Origin of the sequence: Enterobacter sp. RHBSTW-00593, from assembly GCF_013784105.1 — a bacterium.
Taxonomy (GTDB): domain Bacteria; phylum Pseudomonadota; class Gammaproteobacteria; order Enterobacterales; family Enterobacteriaceae; genus Enterobacter; species Enterobacter ludwigii.
Window position 1 is genome coordinate 131,063 of the sequence record NZ_CP056393.1, and the last position, 26,018, is coordinate 157,080.

General features: G+C 56.2%; 22 protein-coding genes. 8 read left to right on the forward strand and 14 right to left on the reverse strand.

The genetic code is table 11. The features are described 5' to 3' along the window. Positions 1-85 precede the first annotated feature (85 nt). From lldD to HV242_RS00685, 7 genes are all read right to left on the reverse strand, one after another. On the reverse strand, positions 86-1,273 hold the full coding sequence (gene lldD / locus HV242_RS00655) for an FMN-dependent L-lactate dehydrogenase LldD (protein ID WP_050737635.1): 1,188 nt from the start codon (positions 1,271-1,273) through the stop codon (positions 86-88). Beyond that, a complete protein-coding gene (gene lldR, locus HV242_RS00660) occupies positions 1,270-2,043 on the reverse strand; it encodes a transcriptional regulator LldR (RefSeq protein WP_044858573.1) in 774 nt (257 codons plus the stop codon). The genes lldD and lldR overlap by 4 nt, the downstream gene beginning before the upstream one ends. Next, a complete protein-coding gene (lldP, locus tag HV242_RS00665; protein ID WP_032680001.1) occupies positions 2,040-3,695 on the reverse strand; it encodes an L-lactate permease in 1,656 nt (551 codons plus the stop codon). The genes lldR and lldP overlap by 4 nt, the downstream gene beginning before the upstream one ends. A 285-nt stretch (positions 3,696-3,980) precedes the next feature. Beyond that, on the reverse strand, positions 3,981-4,343 hold the full coding sequence (locus HV242_RS00670) for a YibL family ribosome-associated protein (RefSeq protein WP_014168086.1): 363 nt from the start codon (positions 4,341-4,343) through the stop codon (positions 3,981-3,983). Positions 4,344-4,401: 58 nt separating this feature from the next. After that, positions 4,402-4,989 carry a mannitol operon repressor MtlR gene (gene mtlR / locus HV242_RS00675; protein ID WP_025206446.1) on the reverse strand — a complete coding sequence of 196 codons (588 nt, stop codon included), beginning with the start codon at positions 4,987-4,989 and terminating at the stop codon, positions 4,402-4,404. Continuing rightward, positions 4,989-6,137 carry a mannitol-1-phosphate 5-dehydrogenase gene (mtlD, locus tag HV242_RS00680; protein ID WP_050737634.1) on the reverse strand — a complete coding sequence of 383 codons (1,149 nt, stop codon included), beginning with the start codon at positions 6,135-6,137 and terminating at the stop codon, positions 4,989-4,991. Before mtlD ends, mtlR begins: the two co-directional genes overlap by 1 nt. Positions 6,138-6,236: 99 nt before the next feature. Continuing rightward, positions 6,237-8,144, reverse strand: a complete 1,908-nt coding sequence (locus HV242_RS00685) for a PTS mannitol transporter subunit IICBA (RefSeq protein WP_014168089.1) — start codon at positions 8,142-8,144, stop codon at positions 6,237-6,239. Positions 8,145-8,799: 655 nt separating this feature from the next. On the opposite strand from HV242_RS00685, the gene HV242_RS00690 reads away from it, so the two are divergent. From HV242_RS00690 to exaC, 6 genes are all read left to right on the forward strand, one after another. Continuing rightward, positions 8,800-9,156 carry a DUF3302 domain-containing protein gene (locus tag HV242_RS00690; RefSeq protein WP_014168090.1) on the forward strand — a complete coding sequence of 119 codons (357 nt, stop codon included), beginning with the start codon at positions 8,800-8,802 and terminating at the stop codon, positions 9,154-9,156. Positions 9,157-9,158: 2 nt separating this feature from the next. Beyond that, on the forward strand, positions 9,159-10,295 hold the full coding sequence (locus HV242_RS00695) for an HlyD family secretion protein (RefSeq protein WP_014168091.1): 1,137 nt from the start codon (positions 9,159-9,161) through the stop codon (positions 10,293-10,295). Between the two features lie 89 nt (positions 10,296-10,384). Beyond that, positions 10,385-10,993: a glutathione S-transferase gene (locus HV242_RS00700; RefSeq protein WP_050737633.1), complete on the forward strand. Its 609-nt coding sequence runs from the start codon at positions 10,385-10,387 to the stop codon at positions 10,991-10,993. Between the two features lie 103 nt (positions 10,994-11,096). Beyond that, on the forward strand, positions 11,097-12,482 hold the full coding sequence (gene selA, locus HV242_RS00705; protein ID WP_050737632.1) for an L-seryl-tRNA(Sec) selenium transferase: 1,386 nt from the start codon (positions 11,097-11,099) through the stop codon (positions 12,480-12,482). Then, entirely contained in the window at positions 12,479-14,326 is a 1,848-nt protein-coding gene (gene selB, locus HV242_RS00710) for a selenocysteine-specific translation elongation factor (protein WP_050737631.1), read from the forward strand. Before selA ends, selB begins: the two co-directional genes overlap by 4 nt. Before the next feature lie 86 nt (positions 14,327-14,412). After that, positions 14,413-15,951 carry an acetaldehyde dehydrogenase ExaC gene (gene exaC, locus HV242_RS00715; RefSeq protein WP_020882663.1) on the forward strand — a complete coding sequence of 513 codons (1,539 nt, stop codon included), beginning with the start codon at positions 14,413-14,415 and terminating at the stop codon, positions 15,949-15,951. Here exaC and HV242_RS00720 read toward each other — a convergent pair. Beyond that, positions 15,948-16,913 (reverse strand): LysR family transcriptional regulator, encoded by a 966-nt coding sequence (locus HV242_RS00720; RefSeq protein ID WP_062777982.1) that lies wholly within the window; start codon positions 16,911-16,913, stop codon positions 15,948-15,950. The genes exaC and HV242_RS00720 overlap by 4 nt on opposite strands. A 117-nt stretch (positions 16,914-17,030) precedes the next feature. On the opposite strand from HV242_RS00720, the gene HV242_RS00725 reads away from it, so the two are divergent. Then, positions 17,031-17,771 carry a MipA/OmpV family protein gene (locus HV242_RS00725; RefSeq protein ID WP_050737630.1) on the forward strand — a complete coding sequence of 247 codons (741 nt, stop codon included), beginning with the start codon at positions 17,031-17,033 and terminating at the stop codon, positions 17,769-17,771. A 95-nt stretch (positions 17,772-17,866) separates the two neighbouring features. Here the strand turns inward: HV242_RS00725 and HV242_RS00730 are convergent, their stop codons facing one another. Both HV242_RS00730 and HV242_RS00735 read right to left on the reverse strand, forming a co-directional pair. Next, positions 17,867-19,822 carry a glycoside hydrolase family 127 protein gene (locus HV242_RS00730; RefSeq protein ID WP_050737629.1) on the reverse strand — a complete coding sequence of 652 codons (1,956 nt, stop codon included), beginning with the start codon at positions 19,820-19,822 and terminating at the stop codon, positions 17,867-17,869. Positions 19,823-19,832: 10 nt separating this feature from the next. Then, the gene (locus tag HV242_RS00735) at positions 19,833-21,233 is read right to left on the reverse strand and encodes an MFS transporter (RefSeq protein ID WP_032679341.1); all 1,401 of its coding nucleotides are present in this window, start codon (positions 21,231-21,233) and stop codon (positions 19,833-19,835) included. A gap of 224 nt (positions 21,234-21,457) precedes the next feature. Here HV242_RS00735 and HV242_RS00740 point away from each other — a divergent pair, with 224 nt between their 5' ends. Next, a complete protein-coding gene (locus HV242_RS00740; RefSeq protein WP_020882659.1) occupies positions 21,458-22,276 on the forward strand; it encodes a helix-turn-helix domain-containing protein in 819 nt (272 codons plus the stop codon). Here the strand turns inward: HV242_RS00740 and araD are convergent, their stop codons facing one another. From araD to HV242_RS00760, 4 genes are read right to left on the reverse strand one after another with little or no spacing between them, the layout of a single operon-like run. Beyond that, a complete protein-coding gene (gene araD, locus HV242_RS00745) occupies positions 22,277-22,972 on the reverse strand; it encodes an L-ribulose-5-phosphate 4-epimerase (protein WP_032679343.1) in 696 nt (231 codons plus the stop codon). Next, a complete protein-coding gene (locus tag HV242_RS00750) occupies positions 22,966-23,826 on the reverse strand; it encodes an L-ribulose-5-phosphate 3-epimerase (protein ID WP_014168102.1) in 861 nt (286 codons plus the stop codon). The genes araD and HV242_RS00750 overlap by 7 nt, the downstream gene beginning before the upstream one ends. Before the next feature lie 2 nt (positions 23,827-23,828). Beyond that, positions 23,829-24,482, reverse strand: a complete 654-nt coding sequence (gene ulaD / locus HV242_RS00755) for a 3-keto-L-gulonate-6-phosphate decarboxylase UlaD (RefSeq protein WP_050737628.1) — start codon at positions 24,480-24,482, stop codon at positions 23,829-23,831. After that, positions 24,479-25,984 carry an FGGY-family carbohydrate kinase gene (locus HV242_RS00760; RefSeq protein WP_050737627.1) on the reverse strand — a complete coding sequence of 502 codons (1,506 nt, stop codon included), beginning with the start codon at positions 25,982-25,984 and terminating at the stop codon, positions 24,479-24,481. Before HV242_RS00760 ends, ulaD begins: the two co-directional genes overlap by 4 nt. Between the last annotated feature and the right edge of the window lie 34 nt (positions 25,985-26,018).

Genomic DNA, 26,018 nt, shown 5'->3' on the forward strand with positions numbered 1-26,018 from the left:
TGTTACCTAGATGTTATTTTTGACAAAAAAAAGCGCCCGAGGGGAGTTCGGACGCGAGGAGAGGGGAAGGAGAATCAGACGGGCGTCAGGCTGCGTCACCCTGGGCAAGCGGTGCCAGTGCGGCGGGTAATTTACCCAACTCCTGCACCAGGGAGTCCTTGCTGATTTCGCGAATCGTTTTTGCGCCGGTCAACGTCATCGCCACTTTCATCTCTTTTTCGATCAGGTTGAGCAGATTCGCCACCCCTGCCTGACCAGCCGTAGCCAGTGCATAAAGATATGCGCGTCCGAGCAATACGCTGTCTGCGCCAAGGGCAATCATACGCACCACGTCAAGCCCGTTGCGGATACCGCTGTCGGCGAGGATAGCGATATCACCTTTCACCGAATCGGCAATCGCCGGCAGTGCGCGTGCGGAAGAGAGTACCCCGTCAAGCTGACGTCCGCCGTGGTTAGAGACCACAATACCGTCAGCGCCAAAGCGCACGGCATCGCGGGCATCTTCCGGATCGAGGATCCCTTTGATCACCATTGGGCCGTCCCAGAATTCGCGGATCCACTCCAGGTCTTTCCACGAGATGGACGGATCGAAATTATTCGCCAGCCAGCCGATGTAATCTTCCAGCCCGGTGGGTTTACCGAGATAGGCCGAGATATTCCCCAGATCGTGCGGGCGACCATTCACACCGACATCCCAGGCCCATTGCGGGTGCGTTACTGCCTGCCAGTAGCGACGCAGGGCAGCATTTGGGCCGCTCATCCCGGAGTGGGCATCACGGTAACGGGCGCCAGGCGTCGGCATATCAACGGTAAAGACCAGCGTTGAACAGCCCGCGGCTTTGGCACGCTCCAGCGCGTTGCGCATAAAGCCGCGATCGCGCAGGACGTACAGCTGGAACCACATCGGACGCTGGAGGGTCGGGGCCACTTCTTCAATCGGGCAGACGGAGACGGTGGAGAGGGTAAACGGAATACCTTTGGCATCCGCTGCCCCTGCCGCCTGGACTTCACCCCGGCGGGCGTACATGCCGCACAAACCGACTGGCGCAAGGGCCACTGGCATGGAAAGCGTTTCGTTAAACAGCGTTGTCTCAAGGCTCAGCTCAGACATATCTTTCAGCACGCGCTGGCGCAGCGCCACTTCCGACAGATCTTCCACGTTGCGGCGCAGGGTGTATTCGGCATATGCCCCACCGTCGATATAGTGGAACAGGAACGGCGGCAAAATGCGCTGCGCTGCGGCGCGATAGTCACTGGCTGCTGAAATAATCATGCTTTGTTCTCCCTGGAAATATCACTGTCGCCAGGCAGACGGGTAATACGCGCCTGTCGGGCCTGATCTTCATCGAATCGTTTTATGGTGGTGTGCACGAACCCCAGATGCGCCATCATCGCTTTGCGCGCGGCCTCAGCATCTCCGGCCAGAATGGCGTTGAGTACCGCTTCGTGCTGTTCGGTCAGTTGGGCAAATACCGGCGGGACCAGATACATACGCTGGCGGCTCTGCTTCACGGAGGATTGCAGCAGATCGAAGAAACCACGCATGGTCTGGAGCAGAACGACGTTGTGCGACGCTTCGGCAATCGCCAGATGAAACCGCACGTCCGCCTGCGAGGCGATGTCCGGGTCGCTGCTTTGGGTGGCGTCAAAGCAGGCTTTGAGCTTCTCTTTGTCGGCTTCAGTGGCCCGCATGGCCGCATGCCAGGCGGTACTGGTTTCGATGGCGTGCCGCGCTTCAATGATGTCGAAGCTGTAGTCCGGGTCGTTTTCCATCAGTGTTTTAAGCGGCTGCACGATGTTTTGCTCGGACCAGTCATCGTGCTGCCAGCGGACAAAGGTGCCGCCGCCCCGACGGCTTACCAGTACCCCTTCGCTGACCAGCGTCGCCAGCGCCTCACGCAGTGAGTTACGAGATACACCCAGTTGGGCGGCGAACTGGCGCTCGGCGGGCAATTTCATGCCCGCTTCCAGCTGTTGTTCTTCAATCAGCGCCCGTACGCGAGAGGCAATCTCGTCGGACAGGCGTCTGGGCATGACTATCATGGGATCATCCAGGTTAAGACATAGGCCTGCAGGGTCGTGATCACCCCGACCATACAGGTGAATATCAGGCTGTGTTTCACGGTAAAGCGGAACAGGTCCGACTCTTTACCGACCAGTCCCACCGCCGCACAGGCAATGGCGATGGATTGCGGTGAGATCATCTTGCCGGTCACGCCGCCGGTAGTATTGGCGGCCACCAGAAGGATGTCCGACACGCCAATCTGCTGGGCTGCCGTCGCCTGCAGGGCCGCAAACAGGGCGTTAGATGAGGTATCTGAACCGGTCAGGAACACCCCCAGCCAGCCGAGGAACGGCGAGAAGAACGTGAAGGCGTGGCCGGTATGCGCCAGCGCAAGCGCCAGTGTCGATGACAGGCCGGAATAGTTCGAGATAAACGCGAACGCCAGCACCATGCCGATGGAGTAGATCGGCAGCATCAGCTCCTTAATGGTAGCCGCAAAAGTCTGTACTGCAGCCGCTGGCTTCATGCGTAACCACACCACAGACAGGATAGCGGCAAACAGGATTGCGGTGCCGGTTGCCGAGAACCAGTCAAATTTATACACCGCGGCATACGGCGTGGCGGCGTGCACCACGGGCGGCATACGGGCGACCATCTTGTCGAGGAACGGCACGGAGATGTTAATGACCATCTCATACAGTGCGCCACCCGGTGCGAACAGGGCCTTAAACGGTGGAATACTCCAGAGCGTAACCGTGGCGGTCAGGAACAGGAACGGAGACCATGCGCGAATGATTTGTCCCGCGGTATAACCGGTACGTGCCAGGGTTTGATCGACGTGTGAAGCACCCATATCGGCGAAACGGAAGATGCGTACCGGCTGCCAGCGTTTCAGGAACAGCGTCAGGCAGACCAGCGACACCAGTGAAGAGATAATGTCCGGCAATTCGGGGCCGAGGAAATTCGAGCTGAGATACTGGGCAATGGCAAACGAGCCGCCAGCGACGACCACCGCAGGCCATGTCTCTTTCACGCCGCGCCAGCCATCCATAATCGCCATGATCCAGAACAGCACGATGATGGTCAGGAACGGCAGCTGACGGCCAACCATCTGGCCAATTTCAAAGCTGTCCAGACCGGTGACCTGCCCGGCGACCAGAATCGGGATCCCCATCGCACCAAACGCCACCGGCGCGGTGTTAACGATCAGACAAAGACCTGCAGCGTAAAGCGGGTTGAACCCCAGCCCGACTAACAGCGCCGCGGTGATGGCAACCGGTGCGCCAAACCCGGCCGCCCCTTCCAGAAAGGCCCCGAAGGAGAAACCGACAATCAGCATCTGCAGACGCTGGTCCGGGGTAATGGAAAGTATCGATGAGCGGATAATGTCGAACTGCCCGGTTTTCACCGAGATTTTGTAGACAAAGACCGCCGCGATGATGATCCACGCAATCGGCCACAGGCCGTAGAAGAAACCATAGACGACGGAGGCCAGCGCGCGATCGACCGGCATTTTATAGAAGAACAGTGCCACCATCAGCGCGATGGCAACGGTGTACGTCGCGGCCAGGTATCCCTTCAGCTTGAGCTTAATCAGCGCAAAGAAGAAGAACAGGATCGGAAGCGATGCGATCAGGCTCGACAGCCAGATATTGCCAGCCGGATCGTAGTTTTGTTGCCAGAGGCTCATGCAGGTCTCCTGAGGACCAGACAGTCGGCGTAGCGGGTGAGTCTCCGCTCATCTCTGCGTCACAAACTGTGTAAAAGTGGTCCTGCCAATATTGTGTTGTAGGGTGAATGACAATAAATGGTTAACCAGTTGTTATGGGTCGGCAATGATTTTGTGAGGGGAATTAGTGGAATTGTGAACCAGGAAAGTGATTACCGGGAGATTGGTTGGGCCAATTTTAAGCGGTGAGGGGGGCGACGCGGTGTGGTTTTCGCCCTCTCGCCTGGGAGAGAGGGCAGGGGACGATCAAAACGCGGTCTTACAAAAACCCGTCATCTCTTTCAGACCCATTTCGCGACCAAGCTCGGTCATGGGATGAACCACCACCAGGCCACGGACGCTTTTCTTCAGCTTGCCCATGTCGGCCTGCTCTTTTTTAGTGATGGCGCGACGGTGCGGCATGCTCAACAGCTTTTGGGCTTCGTTGCTCAGCTTCTGGCCTTTGACTTCGCGCAGACGCTCGATTTCCGCTTCAAGCTTCTCACTCTCTTTCTCCAGCTCGGCATACTTCTCGGCGGATTCAACCAGCGAGAGACCAGCCATCTGGTGGCGGATCAGATCCAGGCGGTCGCTCAGGCGTTTAATTTCGTTCTTTTCGACTTCTTTCATGACAAATAACTCTGAAAACGGGGAATTTACAGGGAAGGATACACCAATGTGAGCAGGCTTACTTCTGAAACGCTTTTTTTAAGCTGATTCGGGAAATCAGCTCAGTCAGGGAAAGGACCATTGTGGAACGGACAACCTGTTGATAACGCAGCTTTTGCATCGCGTACAGCTCAGGGTCACTGTTATCAAAATGGGGAGCAGGGGGAAGCGCGGTGACGCAGTGTAGCTCGCCGAAGGGGCCAAGGATCTCATCATCGGTAAAGGTGTACTCATTACCGTCATGATTTAACTCTTCGCGCAGTGCCATCAGCAGCTCGGCATCTTCATACTCTTGTCGGTTCAACACGCCAAGACCATAAATCAGCTTCAGACGTACCGATAAATCGCCCAGCGGTCCGTCTCCGTCCAGTAACGGTTCTACAGCATATTTTACCGCGTAGTCGTCTTTGCGAAACACCTGAAGTACCAGAATATTCACCGCCTCGGTTAGCAACTCGACGGCGGCAATCAGGAAACTTCGTACGGTTTTGCCAGCATTCAGACGCTCAAGCACGCGATTTTCAAAGGCCTGGGTTTGTTCCATTATTGCCTGCATATCTGACAATCTGTTATTTGGGCGCAGGCTATCCTGCGCCGCACTCTGCATCATTTGATTGCGTTGTAAGCGTTCACCGCCTCCACAACCACGTCGCTGTTAGCATCCAGACCCGAGATCTGCGCCAGCGCACCCTGCGGGCCTTTATCGTTAATCAGCTGAGCCAGCTCCTGCGCCTGTGGATCCTGTTCGCTGCGGTAATGCATCGCGGCGGCAATCCCTTTCACCAGGTTGGCGTGCGCAAGACCATACTCCAGCGTGCCCAGCAGCGGTTTAATCAGGCGATCGCCCGCGCTCAGTTTACGCAGTGGCTGACGGCCTACGCGCTCAACGTCATCTTTCAGATACGGGTTTTCAAAACGACCGAGGATTTTCTGGATGTATGCTGCATGTTTCTCAGCATCAAAACCGTAGCGTTTGATCAGCACCGCGCCGCTCTCTTCCATTGCCCCTTTAACCACCGCACGGATGCTCTCATCGAGGATCGCGTCACGAATGGTCTGATGATCGGCCAATTTTCCGAGGTACGCGGTTATAGCATGCCCGGTGTTCAGCGTGAAGAGTTTACGTTCGACAAAGGCCATCAGGTTATCGGTTAATTCCATCCCCGGAATGGTTGGCAGTGCGCCTTTAAACTGGGTTTTATCGACGATCCACTCGCTGAAGGTTTCCACGGTCACTTCCAGCGGATCGTGGGTGGCGGATTCTGATGGCGGAACGATACGGTCAACGGCGGAATCCACAAAGCCGACGTGCGCTTCCACCCAGGCTTTATCTTCGTCCGCGACGGCGGCGAGCACATGGCCTTTCAGCTGCGTGGTGCCGCGCACCATGTTTTCACAGGCGATGATGTTCAGCGGTGTGTCGATGCCCTGCGCTTTACGTTTTGCCAGGCCTTTCGCCACCGCAGGGGCAATGCGCTCAAGCACCACCGGGCCAACGGCCGTGGTCACCAGATCGACACTGGCGATGAGGTCGATAACGTCTTCGCCAATGCTGCTTACCGCATTAACGCCAGACACCGTCTCAACCTGCTCGTTTTCGCCTACCACGTGTACCTGATAGCTATGACGGGCATTCAGGGCATCCAGGACTACCTGATTCACATCGGCGAATGTCAGCGTAATGCCTGCGTCTGCCAGCAGTTTACCGATAAAGCCACGACCGATATTACCTGCGCCAAAATGTAATGCTTTCATAGTATTAACCTTAATCAATGTTTTTACCCGAGAGGGCTGGGGTGAGGCTTTGCCCTCACCCTAACCCTCTCCCCACAGGGGGAGAGGGAAGAGGTTCCGTTACTTGTTCAACAGCGCCAGCACTTCTTCCACGCTGGTGGTGTTGGCCAGACGTTCAATGACAGAGTCGTCATCCAGCGCGTTGGTCAGGCTGGTAATCACCTGGATGTGCTCGTTGTTGCGAGCGGCGATACCAATCACCAGGCGGGCGATGTCGTCTTCTTCTTCACCGAAGCGTACACCATCCGGATACTGGCAGAACACCACGCCGGTTTTCAGTACGCGGTCTTTCGCTTCAACCGTACCGTGTGGAACCGCAATGGATTCACCCAGATAGGTTGGGGTCAGCTTTTCACGCTCCAGCATCGCGTCAACGTATTCAGGCTGCACGTAGCCGCCTTTCACCAGCTGTTCACCGGCAAAGCGAATCGCCTCTTCCTTGTGGGACGCCGTGCGGCCCAGGAAGATGTTTTCTGCGCCCAGGCGGAACAGGTGGCTGTCGTTCGCGTCAAAGCTGTCTTTCAGGCTGTCGCGGACTTTGACTTCGTTATCTTCATGACGCTGCGCGGCCACCAGACGTTCGGTCAGGTTGGTGTACAGGCCGCTGTCCAGGAAGTTGGTCAGCGAAATGTGCTGTGCCTGAGGAACCTGACGCATCGCACGTTCGGTCAGATCGCGGTGCGTAATCACCAGGTCAACATCTGCAGGCAGGCTGTTGATGGCGCTGTTGGTGACGGAGATGTTGGTCAGACCCGCATCCTGCACTTTCTTACGCAGCACGCCGGCACCCATGGCGCTGGAACCCATACCCGCGTCACAGGCCACGATGATTTTACGTACGTGGCTCAGGTCGTTAGAGACATCGCCCGCCGCCAGCGGCGTTGCGCCTTTTGATTCGGCTTTCATGTCATGCATACGACGGGTTGCCGCTTCGATATCGTCATCTTCTTTCACTTTGCTGGTTTTCAGCAGGATAGAAGAGACCACGAAGGAGACGGCCATTGCCGCACAGATGGCTGCGATGTTAGCGAAATAGGCACCTTTCGGGGTCATCGCCAGAACCGCCAGGATGGAGCCTGGAGAGGCCGGAGAAACCAGACCACCGCCCAGCACGCTCAGGGTGAACACGCCCGTCATACCGCCGAGGATAACGGCCAGGATCAGACGTGGGTTCATCAGCACGTAAGGGAAGTAAATTTCGTGGATACCGCCCAGGAAGTGGATGATAGCCGCACCGCCCGCAGACTGTTTCGCACTGCCGCGACCAAAGAACATGTACGCCAGCAGAACACCCATGCCCGGGCCCGGGTTGGCTTCAATCAGGAAGAAGATGGACTTGCCGAGGTCATGAGACTGCTGAATGCCCAGCGGTGAGAAGATACCGTGGTTAATGGCGTTGTTGAGGAACAGGATTTTCGCCGGTTCAACAAAGATAGACGCCAGCGGCAGCATGTCGTGCGCAACCATGAAGTTAACGCCTGCCGCCAGAACTTTGGACAGCACTTCAACCGCAGGGCCAATGCCGAGGAACGCCAGAATCGCGAGGATCATACCGATGATGCCCGCAGAGAAGTTGTTCACCAGCATTTCGAAGCCGGATTTGATCTTGCCATCAACCCAGACGTCGAATTTCTTAATTGCCCAGCCGCCCAGAGGGCCCGCAATCATTGCACCGAGGAACATCGGCATATCCGCACCGACGATAACCCCCATCGTCGTGATGGCACCCACAACGCCACCACGGTCTCCACCCACCAGACGACCACCGGTAAACCCGATAAGCAGCGGCAGCAGGTAGGTAATCATTGGGCCAACAAGTTTCGCCAGCGTTTCGTTAGGCAACCACCCTGTCGGAATGAACAACGCAGTGATGATACCCCACGCGATAAACGCGCCGATATTTGGCATCACCATATTGCTGAGGAAACGACCAAAGCTTTGAACTTTGATCTTGAAATCGGATGACATAAAACACCCCTTCTTCTGTTTACGCTTAGGCTTGCGGCCCGAGGTTTATTGTTAATGAGGCGGCAGAGGTAGCCGGGCCCTGTTCTGATGCTGTGAAATCTGGCACTGAATCGTTCAACTGTCCAGATGACGGGAATTTGTGTGATATGAATCACGTAAATGTAGGGGGTGCAGACATGAATGAAGTGATCTTCGTCACAAAAATAGTGGATAAAAAAAATACGATGGCGATAAATAAAGCAAAAACCACCCACTTCTGTGATGTAAATCACATTTGGTTGTCGTGAGTTTGTTTCTGGATTGTGACTAATTTCACAAAAAATTTTTATGCAGAATTCTCCGGATGTGATCGGCGACAAATTCTGCCTGGCGATTCAACGCCAGGATGTCATGAAGTCACACATAAAGCTAAAAAATGACTTTTCATGTGTGGTATGGCGAAAAGCAATAAGGTACGTTACGCTCATATTGTAAGGTTAAGTCTATTATTATTCAGGATATATTTTGACACGCTTATAAACTTGCATGGAGATATTATAAAAAACGATACTCCCCGGCTCTGAAATATAAGTACACCTCGTATTTATAAAAAATTAATTAGGTTGCGTACCGTTTTATTAATTTAATGAGTTGACGTTGTTTAAGTGAGGAGAATATGTTTCTCAACTATTTTGCGCTGGGCGTATTGATTTTTGTATTTCTGGTTCTTTTTTACGGAATCATCGCCATCCATGATATTCCTTATAATATGGCCAAAAAACGGAATCATCCCCATGCGGATGCCATTCATACGGCGGGATGGATTAGCCTGTTTACGCTCCATGCGATTTGGCCGTTCCTGTGGATTTGGGCCACGTTGTACCGCGAAGATCGCGGCTGGGGGATGCAGAACCACATCTCAAAACCTGATGAGGTCCCGGGTATGGATGCTCTGACTAAACGTGTGGCCGAATTAGAACAAAAACTGGCAGCGGTACCTCCCACGGCTGACAAGAACACGCTGGAGCACTAATCATGGATCTGCTGATTATTTTGACCTATGTGGCCTTTGCCTGGGCCATTTTTAAAATATTCCGTATTCCGGTAAACCAGTGGACCCTCGCGACCGCAACATTAGGCGGGGTGTTTATTGTCGCCGGGCTTATCCTGTTGATGAACTATAACCATCCCTATACCTTTACGGCGCAAAAAGCGGTTATTTCCATTCCGATTACGCCGCAGGTTACTGGGGTAGTGAGTGAAGTTACCGATAAAAATAACCAGCTAATTAAAAAAGGCGAAGTGTTATTTAAACTTGATCCGGGCCGCTATCAGGCGCGCGTCGACAGACTGCAGGCCGACCTGGTCACCGCCACGCACAATATCGACAATCTCAAAGCGCAGCTTGCGGAAGCGGTCGCCAATACCACGCGCGTGTCCGCTGAACGTGACCGCCTGTATAAAGATTACCAGCGCTACCTGAAAGGCAGCCGGGCAAAGGTTAACCCGTTCTCTGAAAGCGATATCGACAACGCACGGCAAAACTATCTGGCGCAGGATGCGCTGGTAAAAGGCTCGGTGGCTGAACAGACGCAAATACAAAGTCAGTTAGACAGTATGGTCAACGGTGAGCAATCCCAGGTTGCTTCCCTGCGCGCTCAGCTTGCTGAAGCGAAATACAACCTGGATCAGACCGTGGTGCGTGCGCCGAGCAATGGCTATATCACGCAGGTGCTGATTCGTCCGGGGACCTATGCTGCCGCGCTGCCGCTGCGCCCGGTCATGGTCTTTATTCCTGAACAGAAACGCCAGATTGTGGCCCAGTTCCGTCAGAACTCGCTGCTGCGTCTGAAGCCGGGCGACGAAGCGGAAGTGGTCTTCAACGCGCTGCCGGGCCAGGTCTTCTCCGGCAAGCTCACCAGTATTCTGCCGGTGGTGCCGGGGGGATCATACCAGGCGCAGGGTGCGCTGCAGTCGCTGACCGTGATCCCTGGTACCGATGGCGTATTAGGCACTATCGAGCTGGAGCCGAATGCTGATGTCGATGCGCTGCCCGACGGCATTTATGCTCAGGTGGCGGTCTATTCGGATCACTTTGCTCACGTCTCGGTAATGCGTAAGGTGCTGCTGCGTATGACCAGCTGGATGCACTACCTCTATCTCGATCACTAACCCCTTCAGGGCAGGAATGCGACACGCATACCTGCCCTTTTTTCATCGCTTGATCCATACTGACTTTTTTCGGCATCAAGGATCAGGCAATGAAACTTATCGGCAGCTACACCAGTCCCTTCGTGCGAAAAATCTCGATTCTCCTGCTGGAGAAAGGGATTGAATTCGAGTTCGTCAATGAACAGCCTTATCACGCTGAAAACGGTGTGGCGCAGTACAACCCGCTGGGAAAAGTGCCGACGCTGGTAACAGACGAAGGCCAGTACTGGTTTGATTCCCCCATTATTGCGGAGTACATCGAGCTGCTCGGCGTGGCCCCGGCGATGTTACCGGCCGATCCAAACGCGGCGCTGGCAATGAAGCAAATTGAAGCGCTGGCCGACGGTATTATGGATGCGGCGTTAACGTCCGTACGCGAGCAGGCAAGACCCGCCGCCCAGCAGTCTGAAACGGAACTGTTACGCCAGCGTGAAAAAATCAGCCGCAGCCTGGACTGGTGCGAACAGCTTATCCGGGAGGGAAAAATTCAACCCGATAGCCTGAACCTGGCAACGATAGCCATTGCCTGCGCCATCGGTTATCTCAATTTCCGCCGCGTTTCCCCCGGCTGGTGCGTCGACCGTCCATTGCTGGTGAAGCTTGCAGAAACACTCTTTCAGCGCGAGAGCTTTGCCCGTACCGAACCGCCAAAGGCTTGATGCGGGTTATAACACTTCGCAGCAGGAGGCGGTACAATCCCTTCTTATGTTGACTCCCTCTCCCGTCGGGAGGGGGGATGATATTTACTCGCCAGGCGCTTTCATGACAACTCATCACTCCCTGTACAGCCAGATCCCTGCAACCGACCGTCTTCTTCGCGAGCCGCGCGTGCATGCTGCCGTTGCGCGGTTCGGCCATACCGCGACGGTTGAAATATTACGTCTGCTTCAGGACGAAGCCCGCAGCCATATTCAGACAGAAAATGCATTGCCGGACTGGTGTGCGGCGTGGGGGCAGGAAGTGGAGCTGAGGCTCGAGGAGAAAGCACAAAGCGCGTTACGCCCGGTCATCAACCTGACGGGAACCGTGCTGCACACCAACCTTGGTCGCGCTCAACAGGCAGAAGAGGCCGTCGCTGCGGTCGTGCAGGCCATGCGTTCCCCCGTGACGCTTGAGTACGATCTGGACGGCGCAGGGCGCGGACATCGCGATCGGGCGCTGGCAGACCTGCTCTGCGAGCTGACCGGCGCGGAAGATGCCTGCATCGTGAATAACAACGCGGCGGCGGTACTGTTAATGCTGGCAGCGACCGCCAGCGGTAAAGAGGTGGTGGTTTCCCGTGGCGAGCTGGTCGAGATTGGCGGTGCGTTTCGCATTCCGGATGTTATGCGCCAGGCGGGCTGTACCCTGCATGAAGTGGGCACCACCAACCGCACGCATGCAAAAGATTATCGCGCGGCAGTGAATGAAAATACCGGGCTGCTGATGAAGGTCCACACCAGTAATTACCAGATAGCCGGATTCACAAAAACCGTTGAAGAGGCGGAGCTGGCGGAGCTGGGCCGTGAGCTGGGTGTGCCGGTGGTGGCCGACCTCGGTAGCGGTTCGCTGGTCGATCTGAGCCAGTACGGTCTGCCAAAAGAGCCCATGCCGCAGGAGATGATTGCGGCGGGCGTCAGTCTCGTGAGTTTCTCCGGCGACAAACTGCTTGGCGGCCCGCAGGCGGGGATTATCGTGGGTAAACGTGCGCTTATTGCGAAGCTGCAGCAGCACCCGCTCAAGCGTGCACTGCGAGCCGATAAAATGACGCTTGCTGCGCTGGAAGCGACGCTGCGCCTTTATCTCTACCCGGAAAAACTGGCTGAACGGCTGCCCACGCTGCGCCTGCTGGCCCGTGATGCCGCCTCAATTCGCGCCCAGGGTGAGCTTCTCTTGCCACACATTGCGCCGCACTACCCCGATTTTGACGTGCGCCTTGAAGCTTGTCAGTCGCAGATCGGCAGCGGTTCACTGCCGGTGGACAGGCTGCCCAGCGCGGCGCTCACGTTTACACCCCGTGACGGGCGCGGCAGCCAGCTTGACGCTTTGTCGGCGCGCTGGCGTGCCTTGCCAGCACCGGTTATCGGGCGCATTTACGATGGCCGAATGTGGCTGGATCTACGCTGTCTTGAAGATGAAGCGCGATTTCTGGAGATGCTGTTGAAATGATTATTGCCACCGCCGGTCACGTCGACCACGGAAAAACCACCTTATTACAGGCCCTGACCGGGGTGAATGCCGATCGTCTGCCGGAAGAGAAAAAACGCGGCATGACCATCGATCTGGGCTATGCCTACTGGCCTCAGCCTGATGGCCGGGTGCTGGGTTTTATTGATGTACCGGGACACGAGAAGTTTCTTTCTAACATGCTGGCGGGCGTCGGTGGCATCGATCATGCTCTGCTGGTAGTGGCCTGTGATGACGGCGTGATGGCGCAAACGCGTGAACATCTGGCAATTTTACAGCTGACGGGCAACCCGCAGCTGACCGTTGCGCTGACCAAAGCTGACCGCGTCGATGAGGCGCGACTCAACGCGGTGCGCGAAACCGTACAGGCGACCTTGCGGGAGTATGGATTTGCCGATGCGCCATTGTTCGTCACCGTGGCGACAGAAGGGCGCGGTATTGACGAACTTCGCCACCATTTGCAGCAGCTTCCCTCACGCGAGCATGCCAGCCATCATCGTTTCCGTCTGGCGATCGACCGGGCCTTTACCGTTAAAGGCGCGGGGCTGGTGGTCACCGGTACCGCGCTGAGCGGTGAAGTGAACGTGGGCGATACCTTATGGCTCACGGGCGCCAACGCCCCGATGCGTGTGCGCGGTTTGCATGCGCAGAACCAGCCCGTAGAGCATGCCCATGCCGGGCAGCGGATCGCGCTCAATATTGCGGGCGATGCGGAAAAAGAGAAGCTTAACCGTGGCGACTGGCTGCTGGCCGGTGCACCGCCAGAGCCTTCTGAGCGGGCGATCGTCGCCCTGCAGACGCATGTGCCGCTGACCCAATGGCAGCCGCTGCATATCCACCACGCGGCCAGCCATATCACCGGGCGCGTGTCACTGCTGGAAAACGACCTTGCCGAACTGGTTTTCGATTCGCCACTGTGGCTCGCGGATAATGACCGTCTGGTACTGCGTGACATTTCGGCCCGGGAGACGCTGGCCGGGGCGCGGGTGGTCACGCTCAACCCGCCGCGTCGCGGCAAGCGCAAGCCGGAGTATCTGCAATGGCTGGGAGCGCTGGCGCAGGCCGCGGATGATAAAGCCGCGTTGCTTGTTCATCTTGAGCGCGGTGCCGTCAATCTGAGCGATTTCGCATGGGCTCGTCAGCTCAGCGCGGAAGGATTACGCCTGCTGACCCAGGAGCCCGGCTTTATTCAGGCGGGTAACAATTTACTGAATGCCCCGGTCGCAGCATGCTGGCAGCGCAAGGTACTGACCACGCTCGCCACTTACCATGAACAGCATCAGGATGAACCCGGCCCGGGACGTGAACGCCTGCGACGCATGGCGTTGCCGATGGAAAACGATGCGCTGGTGCTGCTGCTGATTGAAAACATGCGCGAAAGTGGGCTGATAAAAAGCCACCACGGCTGGCTGCATCTGCCGGATCACAAAGCCGGGTTCAACGCCGGGCAAGAGGCGATATGGCAGAAAGTGGCTCCGCTGTTTGGCGACGAGCCGTGGTGGGTTCGCGATCTCGCACGTGAAACGAATACCGACGAACAGGTGATGCGCCAGGTGTTGCGCCATGCGGCGCAGCAGGGATTAATCGTCGCGATCGTGAAAGATCGTTATTACCGTAACGATCGCATTGTGGCGTTTGCTAACCTGATCCGCGAGCTGGATCAGGCGCGAGGCACGACCTGCGCAGCAGATTTCCGCGATCGGCTGAACGTCGGGCGCAAGCTGGCGATTCAGATCCTGGAATATTTCAACCGCATCGGCTTTACCCGTCGTCGTGGCAACGATCATTTATTGCGGGATTCGTTATTATTTCCTGAAACTCCGTGACCCCCGTCGTAAACACCGTTACCGGCTGGCGAGGAAATCGCCAGCCGGAACTACCCTTGTTGTACACCAACAGCAAGGAGACGGTCATGACAAACAATCCTCCCTCATCGCGTATCCAGCCTGGCGAGTATGGTTTTCCCCTCAAGCTGAAGCCCCGTTATGAAAACTTTATCGGCGGCGACTGGGTTGCACCCGTCGGCGGCGAATACTATTCCAATCTGACGCCCGTTACCGGCCAGCCGCTGTGTGAAATAGCCAGCTCCGGCAAGGGGGATATCGACCTGGCGCTGGACGCCGCGCACAAAGCCAAAGACAAATGGGGGCATACCTCTGTTCAGGACAGAGCGGCGATATTGTTCAAAATCGCTGACCGGATGGAACAGAATCTGGAGCTACTGGCAACGGCGGAAACCTGGGATAACGGCAAGCCAATCCGTGAAACGATGGCGGCAGACGTGCCGCTGGCCATTGACCACTTCCGCTATTTTGCCTCCTGTATTCGCGCTCAGGAGGGCGGAATTAGCGAGGTAGACAGCGACACCGTGGCGTACCACTTCCACGAACCGCTGGGCGTGGTGGGGCAGATCATTCCGTGGAACTTCCCGTTGCTGATGGCGAGCTGGAAAATGGCGCCCGCGCTGGCGGCGGGTAACTGCATTGTGCTCAAACCGGCCCGCCTGACCCCGCTGTCAGTCCTGCTGCTGATGGAAGTCATTGGCGACCTTCTCCCGCCAGGCGTGATTAACGTGGTGAACGGGGCGGGGGGTGAGATAGGGGAATATCTGGCGACCTCAAAACGGATCGCCAAAGTCGCGTTTACCGGGTCGACGGAAGTGGGTCAGCAGATCATGCAGTACGCGACCCAGAACATCATTCCAGTGACCCTGGAGCTGGGCGGTAAATCGCCGAACATTTTCTTCGCCGACGTCATGGAGGAAGAGGATGCCTTCTTCGATAAAGCCCTGGAAGGCTTTGCGCTGTTTGCTTTTAACCAGGGTGAAGTCTGTACCTGCCCAAGCCGCGCGCTGGTGCAGGAGTCTATCTATGAGCGCTTTATGGAGCGAGCCATTCGCCGCGTCGAGTCTATCCGCAGCGGTAACCCGCTTGATAACGTGACCCAGATGGGCGCGCAGGTCTCGCACGGGCAGATGGACACTATCCTCAACTACATTGATATCGGCAAGAAAGAAGGGGCGGATGTCCTGACCGGCGGTCGTCGTAAAATGCTGGGCGGCGATCTGCAGGACGGGTATTACCTGGAGCCGACGATCCTGTTCGGCAAAAACAACATGCGCGTCTTCCAGGAGGAAATTTTCGGACCGGTGCTGGCCGTCACCACCTTCAAAACGATGGAAGAGGCGCTGGAGATTGCTAACGATACGCCGTATGGCCTCGGGGCTGGCGTCTGGAGCCGCAACGGTAATCTGGCTTATAAAATGGGGCGGGGCATTCAGGCCGGGCGCGTGTGGACCAACTGCTACCATGCTTACCCGGCGCACGCGGCCTTTGGAGGCTATAAGCAGTCGGGCATCGGGCGTGAAACCCACAAGATGATGCTGGAGCATTACCAGCAGACGAAATGCCTGCTGGTGAGTTATTCCGATAAACCACTGGGGCTGTTCTAACCCTCCAGCTCAGGTTGCCCCTGGGCAGCCTGAGCAATTTGCTGACGCAGGCAGTTCAGTACGCCGTCCAGAATGTACTGCACGCGCCAGGGCTGGTATTCACGTTTGCGGAATATTGCCGTCAGGTCGAGCCACCACTCTTCCTGATGCGGGAAGCAGGGAACCAGAGAACCACTCTTAAGTTCTTTTTTCAGGCTTTCTTTCGGCGCAAAAACAATACCGAGATTATTTCGGGCCAGTTCCAGCGCCGTCTGCGTATTGTCGCAAATATAATTTCCGGTCACTCTGTAATCATATACGGTCTCACTGCCGTGGACGCGAAAACGCCAGATGTTCGCCTCATCCACCAGCATCGAGTCTATTAAAATACAGGAGTGATTAATTAAATCTTCAGGTCCGGTTAAGGGGTGGTTTTTCAAATATTCTTCAGTGGCAAATGCCGTGACGGAATATTTCGTTAATACACTGGCGACCAGACTTTCATCTTTCGGCTGAGCATAGGTAATGAGAATATCGCAATCATCGGGGAACGAGACCCCTTCGGAATATTCATTACGATCCAGGTTGTACGTTTTTAACGAGATACGGATATCACCGATGTCCTCAATCTGATGGATCACGTGTCGCGCCAGATACATCACGATACCCGTTGGGGCGTAAATGGTCACTTTTCCGCGCTTCTCATGCTTATAATCAGCAATGAAATTAATGAGCTGGCTATTTTTATCCAGCGTGGCGTCAATGTAGGGGAGTAACGCTTCGCCAAACTGGGTTAGCGCCAGTTGACGGGTCGTGCGCTCAAATACCTTAAGACCGACACGCGTTTCAAAATCAGAAAGGTATTTACTGACGTTAGCCTGTGCCATGCCCAGCAGGGCTGCGGCATCGCCAATACTGTGGGTGGCTGCGATGACGGAAATAATTTTTAACTCGCGTGGTTTTAGCTGGAACTTATTCATCATGCGCACCCATCTATATGTTTTTATATATAATATTATATAAACTGCAGCGTTGCATTGGCAAATTTGTAACCATTATTATTCGCCTCGCTTGTTTGGCGTCTAAATGGATTACATGTAATGACTATTAAATACAATTTACTCATCGCAGCCACGTTATTTGCAACATCATCTGCAATGGCTGGTGACTTTTCACTTGGGGCGGGGGCTGTATTTAATGAGTCGCCTTATAAAGGTTATAACGAAAATACCACGGCGGTACCGTTAATTAGCTATGAAGGCGACCGGTTTTATATTCGCCAGACCACCGGCGGATGGATGCTGTGGAAAGACGAAAAAAATGAATTCAGCATGACCGCATCGTGGATGCCACTGCGATTTGATCCTGAAGATAACGACGACGCTCAGATGAAACACCTCGATGAGCGTAAAGCATCAGCGTTTCTCGGCGGGGCGTACTACCGCCATGAACACTGGGGCTCGCTGAAAGTGGCGGTCTCGGGTGATGCGATGGATGAGAGCGGCGGCGTGATCGGTGAAATCTCATACTTCCGTCCGGTTCGGATGGAACGTCTGACGCTGACGCCATCGGTAGGTATTTTCTACAGCGACGAAAGCTATAACGATTACTACTACGGCGTATCCGGCAATGAGTCTCGCCGCTCAGGCCTCAATGAATACACCGCAGGTGATAGCTGGACGCCGTATGTGGGGCTCGCGGCTAAATATCAGTTAACCCAGAATCTGTTCATCAACGCCAGCGCGGTCTATACCGTGTTACCTGACGACGTGAAGAACAGTCCGATGATCGACCGCGAAGACAGCTTCGCGCTGATGACCGGCATGTCCTGGCGTTTCTGATCTAAAGCCGGGTGGCGATTGCCTTACCCGGCCTCGGTTTTTATCTCCCGCGCCTGTGGGAGAGGGGGGGAGTGAGGCTGACAGGACAGATGTCTTCAGGCCTCATCCACCCAAATCCGCATTTCCCCTTCTCCCCGGTTTGCCCAGCTGAACCACGGAATAAAGGTCAACGTCCGGGGCTGGCGCTGCACCGGGGCGCGATCGTACTGCCACAGTGCCTGCGTGCCTTCCTCATCAGCGTGACGCGCGATGCCCTCCGCCTGAATCAGTATCTTGTGCGCAAAGATCCCTTTTCCTTCAAAGACCCGAAATTCGCTCTGCTCAGGCAGGGAGAGGTTATGCAGGTTCGCGCCATTGTCGGCCTCTTCCAGGCAGTAGACCAGCGGGCCACGCTGCAGCGCGACTTTGCCGGCCTGCTGGCGTACCAGCGGGTTACCGTACACGCGCCGGACCGGCATGGGTAAGGTCAGCGTAAGGGTATCTCCCTCCTGCCAGCGGCGGGTGAGGTACAGATACCCCCGGGAGACATCACCCGTGACCCTTTCGCCGTTCAGTGACACGGCCGGGCTTGCGCACCAGTCCGGTAAACGTAGTGCCAGCGTGTGGGTCACCGGGGCAGGTGAGGTGACCTCGATGTTGACCTCTTCCTGCCACGGATAATTACCGCTAATCCGTAGCTGTAAGGTGCCCTCATCTACCGGTATGGCGACGTTGTTCCCCACAAAGAGGTTGATAAAGAGCGCGTCCTGACGAACGGTATAGAGATAGTGGCCCAGCGAAGTGAGCACGCGGGCGATATTGGGCGGGCAACAGGCGCAGCCGAACCAGCGCTGGCGAACCGGCTTAACGTGGTCGTAGACATGATTAAATGCCAGTGTTTTAGGGTGTACCTCCAGCGGGTTCACATAGAAGAAATGTTTACCGTCCAGCGCCATGCCGCCCAGTACCGTGTTGTATAAGGCACGCTCCATCACGTCGGCGTACTGGCTGTCCGCTTCCATCTCCAGCATCCGGCGGGCAAACATCATCAGGCCAATGGAGGCGCAGCTTTCGGCATATACCGTATCGTTAGGCAAATCGTAATCGCTGCTGAAGGCTTCGCCACTGCTTTGCGAGCCGATCCCGCCGGTAATATAGAGCTGTCGCTGGGCCATGTTATTCCACAGTCGCAGGCAGTCCTGGCGTTTACCCTCGTCATGACTCAGGCGAGCAAGATGCGCCATGCCCGCCATCAGATAGACAAATCGAACCGCGTGGCCGATGGCGGTGTGTTGTTCGGCAAGCGGTTGATGCGCCTGGCTATAGGCTTTGTCCTTGACCATCCACGCCGGGCCGTACGTGTTCCAGTACGATGTCCGGCCCCGTTTCTCATATTCGATATCGTAGAAATGAGGCTGCGTGCCGCGCGTGTCGATAAAATATTTCACAAGGGCCAGGTAACGCGGTTCCTGAGTGACGTCGTAAAGCCGCATAAGCGCCAGCTCAATTTCCGGATGGCCCGGATAACCGTGAAGCTGCTCCTCGCCGGGGCCAAAGACCCGGTCGATATGGTCCGCCAGTTTGCATACCACATCCAGCAGACGGCGTTTTCCGGTCCCCTGAAAATAGGCCACGCCAGCTTCAATCATATGTCCGGCGCAGTACAGTTCGTGGCATTCGGCAAGGTTCGTCCAGCGCTCACCGGGTGCTTTCACCGTGAAGTAGGTGTTGAGATAGCCATCGTCACACTGCGCCGCCGCAATCAGCTCAATTACCTCATCGGCGGTTTTTTCGCGTTCCGGGTCGGGCTTCTGGCACAACGACCACGCGACGGCTTCCAGCCATTTCGCCACGTCGCTGTCCTGAAACACCATTCCATAGAACTCCCCCTGTTCCAGCCCTGCCGCAATGCGGAAGTTGGTGATGGCGTGACTCGGTTCGGCTTCGATAACGCGATCGTTTAGCGCATCCCACTGGTAGGGGATCACCACATCACGCACCAGCCGCTGATACTGGCCGAGAAACGGGTCGTTGATGTTCAGTGTGTGCAGGTCGGCTTCCATTATGGACATGTCATTCTCCTCAGGACGATACGTGACGCTGGCGCAGATCGGTGGCAATGCGCGACATCATGGGATTGTTGAGTCTGCACCAGCGGATTGAGACCGCCAGCAGCAGGTGGAAAAGGGCGGGGAGCAGTGTCTCCATCGCAGTAATTCCCTGTAACGAGGCTGGCGTCTGGTTGCCCGCGCCCGGCTGGTAGGCGACGGCGATAAACACCAGGCTGATGATCCCGGCGCTGGACGCCCAGGCGAGCTTGATGAAAAACAGATTAAAAGCGAAGTTCATGCCAGATGAACGTACCCCGTTTTTCCACTCACCATAGTCATCTGCAAATGCCATCAGCGAGAAGTGCAGGGGCAGGGTAAAACCGAGAATGACGCCGTTACTCAGAATAACGATCAGCCAGAGCGTCTGATGAGCCGGACCGCCTGGCAGAAACCACATTCCCGCCGCGAGCGCGGCCAGCACGAGGTTGGTGTAGTAATAGAGTTTGACGGTATCATTCCGGCGAGAAAGGGGATTCACGATCACCGCGCCGAGAATGGCCGCAAAGGTCACCATCGTGAAGAACAGCGAGGTATAAGCGGTACTGCCCTGGAGCACGTAGGTGATGAAGTACATGTAGCCGCCGCCACGAATGTTGAAGACGTTGATCAGCAGGAATGACATCACCAGCATCAGCAGGAGCTGATCGTTGTTGCGCAGGCCGGCCAGGTGCTCGCGTAAGGTGAATTTGCCCATCAGCGCCAGCGGGACGCGCTCACGCACCCAGAAGAAGCAGCAGAGGAACATCACCACGGCGATGGCGCACAACACCCCAACGCCGAGTTGATAGCCTCGGGCAGCGTTGCCCTCGCCCAGCGCTGCGACCAGCCACGGCAGGCCAACAGAGACCAAAAAGCCCGCCACACCGCACAGCACAAAGCGCCATGACTGGCAGGAGATGACCTCGCTGTGGCGGGTGGTCATGGTGTTGATCAGCGCGCAGTAGGGCACGTTGATGGCGGTATAGCCCACTGACAACAGCAGATAGGTACCAAACGCCCAGGCGATTTTCACCCCCATGCTGGCGTCAGGCACGGTGAAGGTCAGTACACCGATAACCCCGACAGGAAGCGCCACCCACAGCTGCCACGGGCGAAAACGCCCCCAACGGCTTTGTGTTCGGTCGGCAATCACCCCCATCACCGGATCGGAAATGGCATCAAACACGCGCAGGGCAATAAACAGCGTGCCAACGAGCGCAGGCGTCAGACCAAAAACGTCGGTGTAGAAGAAGGTAAGAAAATTCATGATCAGGCAGGTAATGACCGTGCCACCCGCGTCACCCAGGCCGTAGCCTATTTTTTCGCGGACTGACAGGCGGTCATCCATAGCCCCTTGTACGACCTGTGATTCTGTAATCGGTGTGGAAGTCATGAGGTAACTCCTCGGTAATCGATTTTTATCGTATTTATGCAAGGTACCCCATTCATTCTGCACCGAACGCTCAGGCCAACAAGGGAAGGGAAAAGTATAAAAAGGTGACGATTCCGACCTGATGATAAATTTGTGATTTCGATCGGGAAGGCAGGAAGATATTCATTAATAATCAAAGCATAAGATGAATATTAATGGCAATCAGAGCGGAATGGTGAATATCCATGCTTGAATTATCCATAGCGCTTCCGATTAAAGTGCAAAATGGTGGGCTCTTTATTTCCCGGGGCGTGGGCCGGCATCCGGCGCGCAAATTAACTTCGTGGGAGATTATCTTCGTTGAAAAAGGGACATTAACGATCCAGGAAGAAAACACGCTCTTTGAGGTGAAAGCGGGAGAGAGCTTACTGCTCTGGCCGGCGCGTCGACACGTGGGGACAGAAGATTTCCCGGCGGACCTGCGGTTCTACTGGCTGCATTTTGAGGTCGAAGGGCAATCGTCGCCTTTGCCACATGCTTTTCCGGTGGCCATTGAACAACATTGCTGCGTGCGCGATGCTCAATATGTGATTGCGCTATTCCGGCAATTCCTGAGTGAGCAGGAAAAATTACAGCGAAGCGTGGCGCTGGAAATGATTTTGCTGCTGATTTTACAGCAAGTGTCGATCTCCTCAGGTTATGAAGACAGAGCCGATGAAGCCGGCGCGGCCATGGCATGGAAGGCAAAACAGCTTATTCGCACGCAGTTTCATCTGCCGCTTTCCACATCGCAACTGGCAAAAGCCTTGCACTGCAATGCCGATTATCTGGGACGCGTATTTCGCCGGACCTTTCACTTAACCCTGACGGAAGCGATCCATCGCCAGCGCGTCAGGGCGGCAGAAAAACTGTTGCTGAACGACTCTGCGTCCCTGACCGAAGTGGCAACCCGCTGCGGTTTTAATGATGTCGGGTATTTCCGGCAGATATTTTCAAAGCATACCGGCTTAACGCCCGCCGTCTGGAAACGGCGGTACTGTAAGGAGCATATTAATTCCGGGTGATCACTGCCCGTAGTAGGCTTTTGCTCCATGCTTGCGCAGATAATGTTTATCGAGCAATTCCTGCTGCATCGTCGGTAGCTGTGGCGCAAGCTGGTGTGAAAACAGCCCCATAAAGGCGCACTCTTCCAGCACCACAGCGTTATGTACCGCATCGGCCGCATTTTTTCCCCAGGTGAACGGGCCGTGAGAATGCACCAGCACCGCCGGGATTTGCATCGGGTTTACGTCGCGCTCCTCAAAGGTTTTGATGATCACTTCACCGGTCTGGTATTCGTATTCACCCGCAATTTCAGCCGGGGTCATCAACCGCGTGCAGGGGATAGCACCATAAAAATAGTCAGCGTGCGTGGTACCCCATGCCGGTAAATCCTGCCCTGCCTGCGCCCAGACAGTGGCGTGGCGGGAATGGGTATGCACAATGCCGCCAATTTCAGGGTAACGGCGATACAGCGCCAGGTGGGTTGGCGTGTCGGAAGAGGGTTTTTTAACCCCCTCGACCACCTGGCCCGTGGCAATGTCCACCACCACCATATCCTCTGCGGACATCACGTCATACTCCACGCCGGAGGGTTTAATCACCATCAGGCCGCGTTCACGATCCACCGCACTGACGTTGCCCCAGGTGAAAGTCACCAGCTGGTGGGCGGGCAGCGCCAGGTTTGCCGCCAGGACCTCGGCTTTGAGTTGTTCTAACATGTCATCCCTCCTTCCTGCATCCGGGCTTCAATCCAGCGGCGTGCCTGGATGATTTCCAGTACCGGCTCTTTGGCTTTTTCAGTCCACATTTCAATCAGAAATGCGCCGCGATAATTGAGCTGATTCAGCGTGTTAAATATGCCCACGAAATCGACGCACCCTTCACCGAACGGTACGTCACGAAACTGTCCGGGGCTTTGTTCAGTCACGGGCTGGGTATCTTTCAGGTGGATGGCGGCGATGCGATCGATGCCCAGCGTCAGCTCGGCGGCCACATCGTTACCCCACGCGCTCAGGTTGCCGACGTCCGGATAAACGCTGAACCATGGCGAAGCGAGCATTTCGTCCCACTTTTTCCATTTGCTGATGGAGTTCATAAACGCGGTATCCATGATCTCCACTGCCAGCATGACCTGCGCGGCGGCGGCCTGCTCCACGGCCCATGCCAGCCCTTCGGCAAAGCGTTGCCGGGTACCTTCGTCATGTTCTTCGTAATAGACGTCATACCCGGCAAGCTGGATGGTGCGAATACCGAGATCGCGCGCCAGACGGATGGCTTTGGTCATGATGGCGCGTGCGCGCTCGCGGACGGTCTCGTCCCGGCTACCAAACGGGAAACGGCGGTGGGCAGACAGACACATCGACGGGATCGCGACCCCGGTTTCCAGCATCGCCTCAACCAGAGAGGCGCGCTGCGCGGTGTTCCACTCAAGGCGGGACAGACGCTCATCGGTTTCATCGATCGACATCTCGACAAAATCAAATCCGCAGCTTTTTGCCAGCACCAGGCGCTCTGGCCAGGTGAGCGCTTTCGGCAGCGCTTTTTCGTAGATACCTAACGGATGCTGACGCATGGTTACTCCCCCCAGATGTCGCGGATGTGTGAATGGAATGCATGGGCCACCTGCGGTGGGTTGGCCGCGCCTGTCAGTGCCCGTCCGGCAATAAACGCTTTCACATTGATCTGCTTAAACAGCGGCAGGTCGGCGGGGGTAATGCCGCCGGTGATCGAGAGCTGCAGGCCGATATCCGAGAGGGCTTTCATGCTGGCGAGATCTACTTCGCCCCACTGCTGGCCGCTGGCCTGTGCGTCGCGCCCACGGTGATAAATGGCCTGTGTGACCCCGATACGGTGCCATTCACGCGCATCATCCAGCGTCCAGTGACCAAACAGCTCCATCTGAATTTCCCCGCCGCAGCGCAGAGCCACCTCGTGACCCTTCTCGACGGTTGCCAGCGGCGCGGCGCAGATAATGGTCATCCAGTTCGCGCCTGCGCCAAACGCCTGTTCAGCCAGCGTTTCTCCGGCATCGGCCACTTTCCAGTCAGCCACGATCGTTTTTTCCGGGCACTGCTGGCGCAGTGCGCGCACGGCATTAAGCCCTTCGGTGAGACACAAAATGGTGCCTGCTTCGATAATATCGACGTGATCCGCAAGCCGCTCGACGTCGCGCTGTGCGGCCTGAAGTGAGGTATGGTCGAGCGCCAGCTGCAGTAATGGTCGGCTCATAGGTCGTGCTCCTTAACATGGGCGTGATAGCCCTGTAGTGCTGAAATCAGTAGCTGGTAGCGCTGATACTTGCGCTGGTAGGCCGCATGGGCATGCTTGTCGGGTGTGATGACGCGAATGTGATGTCTGACAGCCTGCTGCGCGGTGCGGAAATCGGGATAAACGCCGGTACCCACCAGCGCGGCCAGCGCCGCGCCGGAACAGCCGGTCTCTTCGACCTGCGGCAGTTCTATTGCCAGACCGCTGACGTCCGCGAGCATTTGCATCCACACATCCGAATGGGCAGGGCCGCCGGTTACGCGCAATGCCTGCACGTGCGTGAAGCGCTGTAGCATGCGGTTAAGATGGGTCATGTGGCTGAAGACCACACCTTCATAGACCGCCTGCAACAGATGCGCGCGGGTGTGCAGGGCCTGCATGCCGTAAAACCCGCAGGTCATCTCCAGCCCGGCGTTGCTGCCATAGAGGAACGGCAGGAAGAGCAGATCGCTTCCGGCTTTCGGCAGGCTGGCCACGGCCTGGTTGATCGCATCGAATGACATGTCGCCCCACTGTGTGGTTAGCCATTCGAGGTTACCGGACGAGGTGGGGCTGGCTTCGTGAACGATGTAGTGCTGCGGATGAACGTAGCGCCCATACACATAGGGATACGGCTCGTTATGGCCTATACCGTTGGCGATCCCGCTGGTGACAGCCCAGGTGCCCATCACGGCGTTGAGCGTGCTGTCGTCATGTAACCCGGCGCAGATCGCGGTGGAAACCACATCAAACAGCCCCCCCACAACGGGTGTACCCGCTGCGAGACCGGTCAGGGCGGCGGCCTGAGTGGTGATTTCCCCGCACATTTCTGCTGAACCGACGATCGGCGGCAGTGCGCCGTCAATTTCATCGATGCCGAGCCAGCGTGTGAGCTGCGGATCGTACTGCCCGGTGTTCATGTTGTAGAGATTGGATTCAGAGATGTTGCTCTCTTCACACCCTTTAACGCCGGTGAGGCACCAGCGCAGGTAGTCGTGCGCCATCATCACACAGCCAATCTGCTGATAACGGTGCGGTTCATTCTCTTTCACCCAACGCAGGAGGGAGGCGGGATGCCCCGTCCATAGCGTCTGGCGCGTATGCGGATAAAGCTTTTCAGGAATACCGTCCTGCTGCCAGCGCTGTACAATCTCCAGCGCCCGGCGGTCAGAGGAGAGCATGGCGTTGCCGAGCGGCTGGTCATGATTGTCCAGTAAAAACAGTCCCTTACCCTGTGCCGATATCCCGACGCCTTTGATTTGTGCGCCGCCAATGTCGGCATTTTTAAGCAGCAGGGCGACGGTGGTGTGGCACTGCTGCCAGAGTTGGTGCATATCCCGCTCAGCGTGGCCTGCGTGTGGGCTGAGTGTGGCAACCGCGCGGCGCTCAATACAGACTTCCTGGCCCTGGCGGGTGTACAGACCGGCTTTCAGATACGTTCCGCCACAATCGATACCCAGCCAGAAGGGCTCTTTTTCACTCATCGTTGACTCTCTTGTCTTACGCCCTCTCTTCAGG

Coding starts and splice junctions, on each gene's coding strand:
- ulaD (WP_050737628.1), bottom strand. CDS start 24,482: ATGAGCCGACCATTACTGCAGCTGGCGCTCGACCATACCTCACTTCAG.
- HV242_RS00700 (WP_050737633.1), top strand. CDS start 10,385: ATGAAACTTATCGGCAGCTACACCAGTCCCTTCGTGCGAAAAATCTCG.
- selA (WP_050737632.1), top strand. CDS start 11,097: ATGACAACTCATCACTCCCTGTACAGCCAGATCCCTGCAACCGACCGT.
- exaC (WP_020882663.1), top strand. CDS start 14,413: ATGACAAACAATCCTCCCTCATCGCGTATCCAGCCTGGCGAGTATGGT.
- mtlR (WP_025206446.1), bottom strand. CDS start 4,989: ATGCAGAGTGCGGCGCAGGATAGCCTGCGCCCAAATAACAGATTGTCA.
- HV242_RS00735 (WP_032679341.1), bottom strand. CDS start 21,233: ATGACTTCCACACCGATTACAGAATCACAGGTCGTACAAGGGGCTATG.
- lldR (WP_044858573.1), bottom strand. CDS start 2,043: ATGATAGTCATGCCCAGACGCCTGTCCGACGAGATTGCCTCTCGCGTA.
- HV242_RS00750 (WP_014168102.1), bottom strand. CDS start 23,826: ATGCGTCAGCATCCGTTAGGTATCTACGAAAAAGCGCTGCCGAAAGCG.
- HV242_RS00725 (WP_050737630.1), top strand. CDS start 17,031: ATGACTATTAAATACAATTTACTCATCGCAGCCACGTTATTTGCAACA.
- HV242_RS00695 (WP_014168091.1), top strand. CDS start 9,159: ATGGATCTGCTGATTATTTTGACCTATGTGGCCTTTGCCTGGGCCATT.
- HV242_RS00670 (WP_014168086.1), bottom strand. CDS start 4,343: ATGAAAGAAGTCGAAAAGAACGAAATTAAACGCCTGAGCGACCGCCTG.
- lldP (WP_032680001.1), bottom strand. CDS start 3,695: ATGAGCCTCTGGCAACAAAACTACGATCCGGCTGGCAATATCTGGCTG.
- HV242_RS00720 (WP_062777982.1), bottom strand. CDS start 16,913: ATGATGAATAAGTTCCAGCTAAAACCACGCGAGTTAAAAATTATTTCC.
- HV242_RS00690 (WP_014168090.1), top strand. CDS start 8,800: ATGTTTCTCAACTATTTTGCGCTGGGCGTATTGATTTTTGTATTTCTG.
- araD (WP_032679343.1), bottom strand. CDS start 22,972: ATGTTAGAACAACTCAAAGCCGAGGTCCTGGCGGCAAACCTGGCGCTG.
- selB (WP_050737631.1), top strand. CDS start 12,479: ATGATTATTGCCACCGCCGGTCACGTCGACCACGGAAAAACCACCTTA.
- HV242_RS00685 (WP_014168089.1), bottom strand. CDS start 8,144: ATGTCATCCGATTTCAAGATCAAAGTTCAAAGCTTTGGTCGTTTCCTC.
- HV242_RS00760 (WP_050737627.1), bottom strand. CDS start 25,984: ATGAGTGAAAAAGAGCCCTTCTGGCTGGGTATCGATTGTGGCGGAACG.
- lldD (WP_050737635.1), bottom strand. CDS start 1,273: ATGATTATTTCAGCAGCCAGTGACTATCGCGCCGCAGCGCAGCGCATT.
- HV242_RS00740 (WP_020882659.1), top strand. CDS start 21,458: ATGCTTGAATTATCCATAGCGCTTCCGATTAAAGTGCAAAATGGTGGG.
- HV242_RS00730 (WP_050737629.1), bottom strand. CDS start 19,822: ATGTCCATAATGGAAGCCGACCTGCACACACTGAACATCAACGACCCG.
- mtlD (WP_050737634.1), bottom strand. CDS start 6,137: ATGAAAGCATTACATTTTGGCGCAGGTAATATCGGTCGTGGCTTTATC.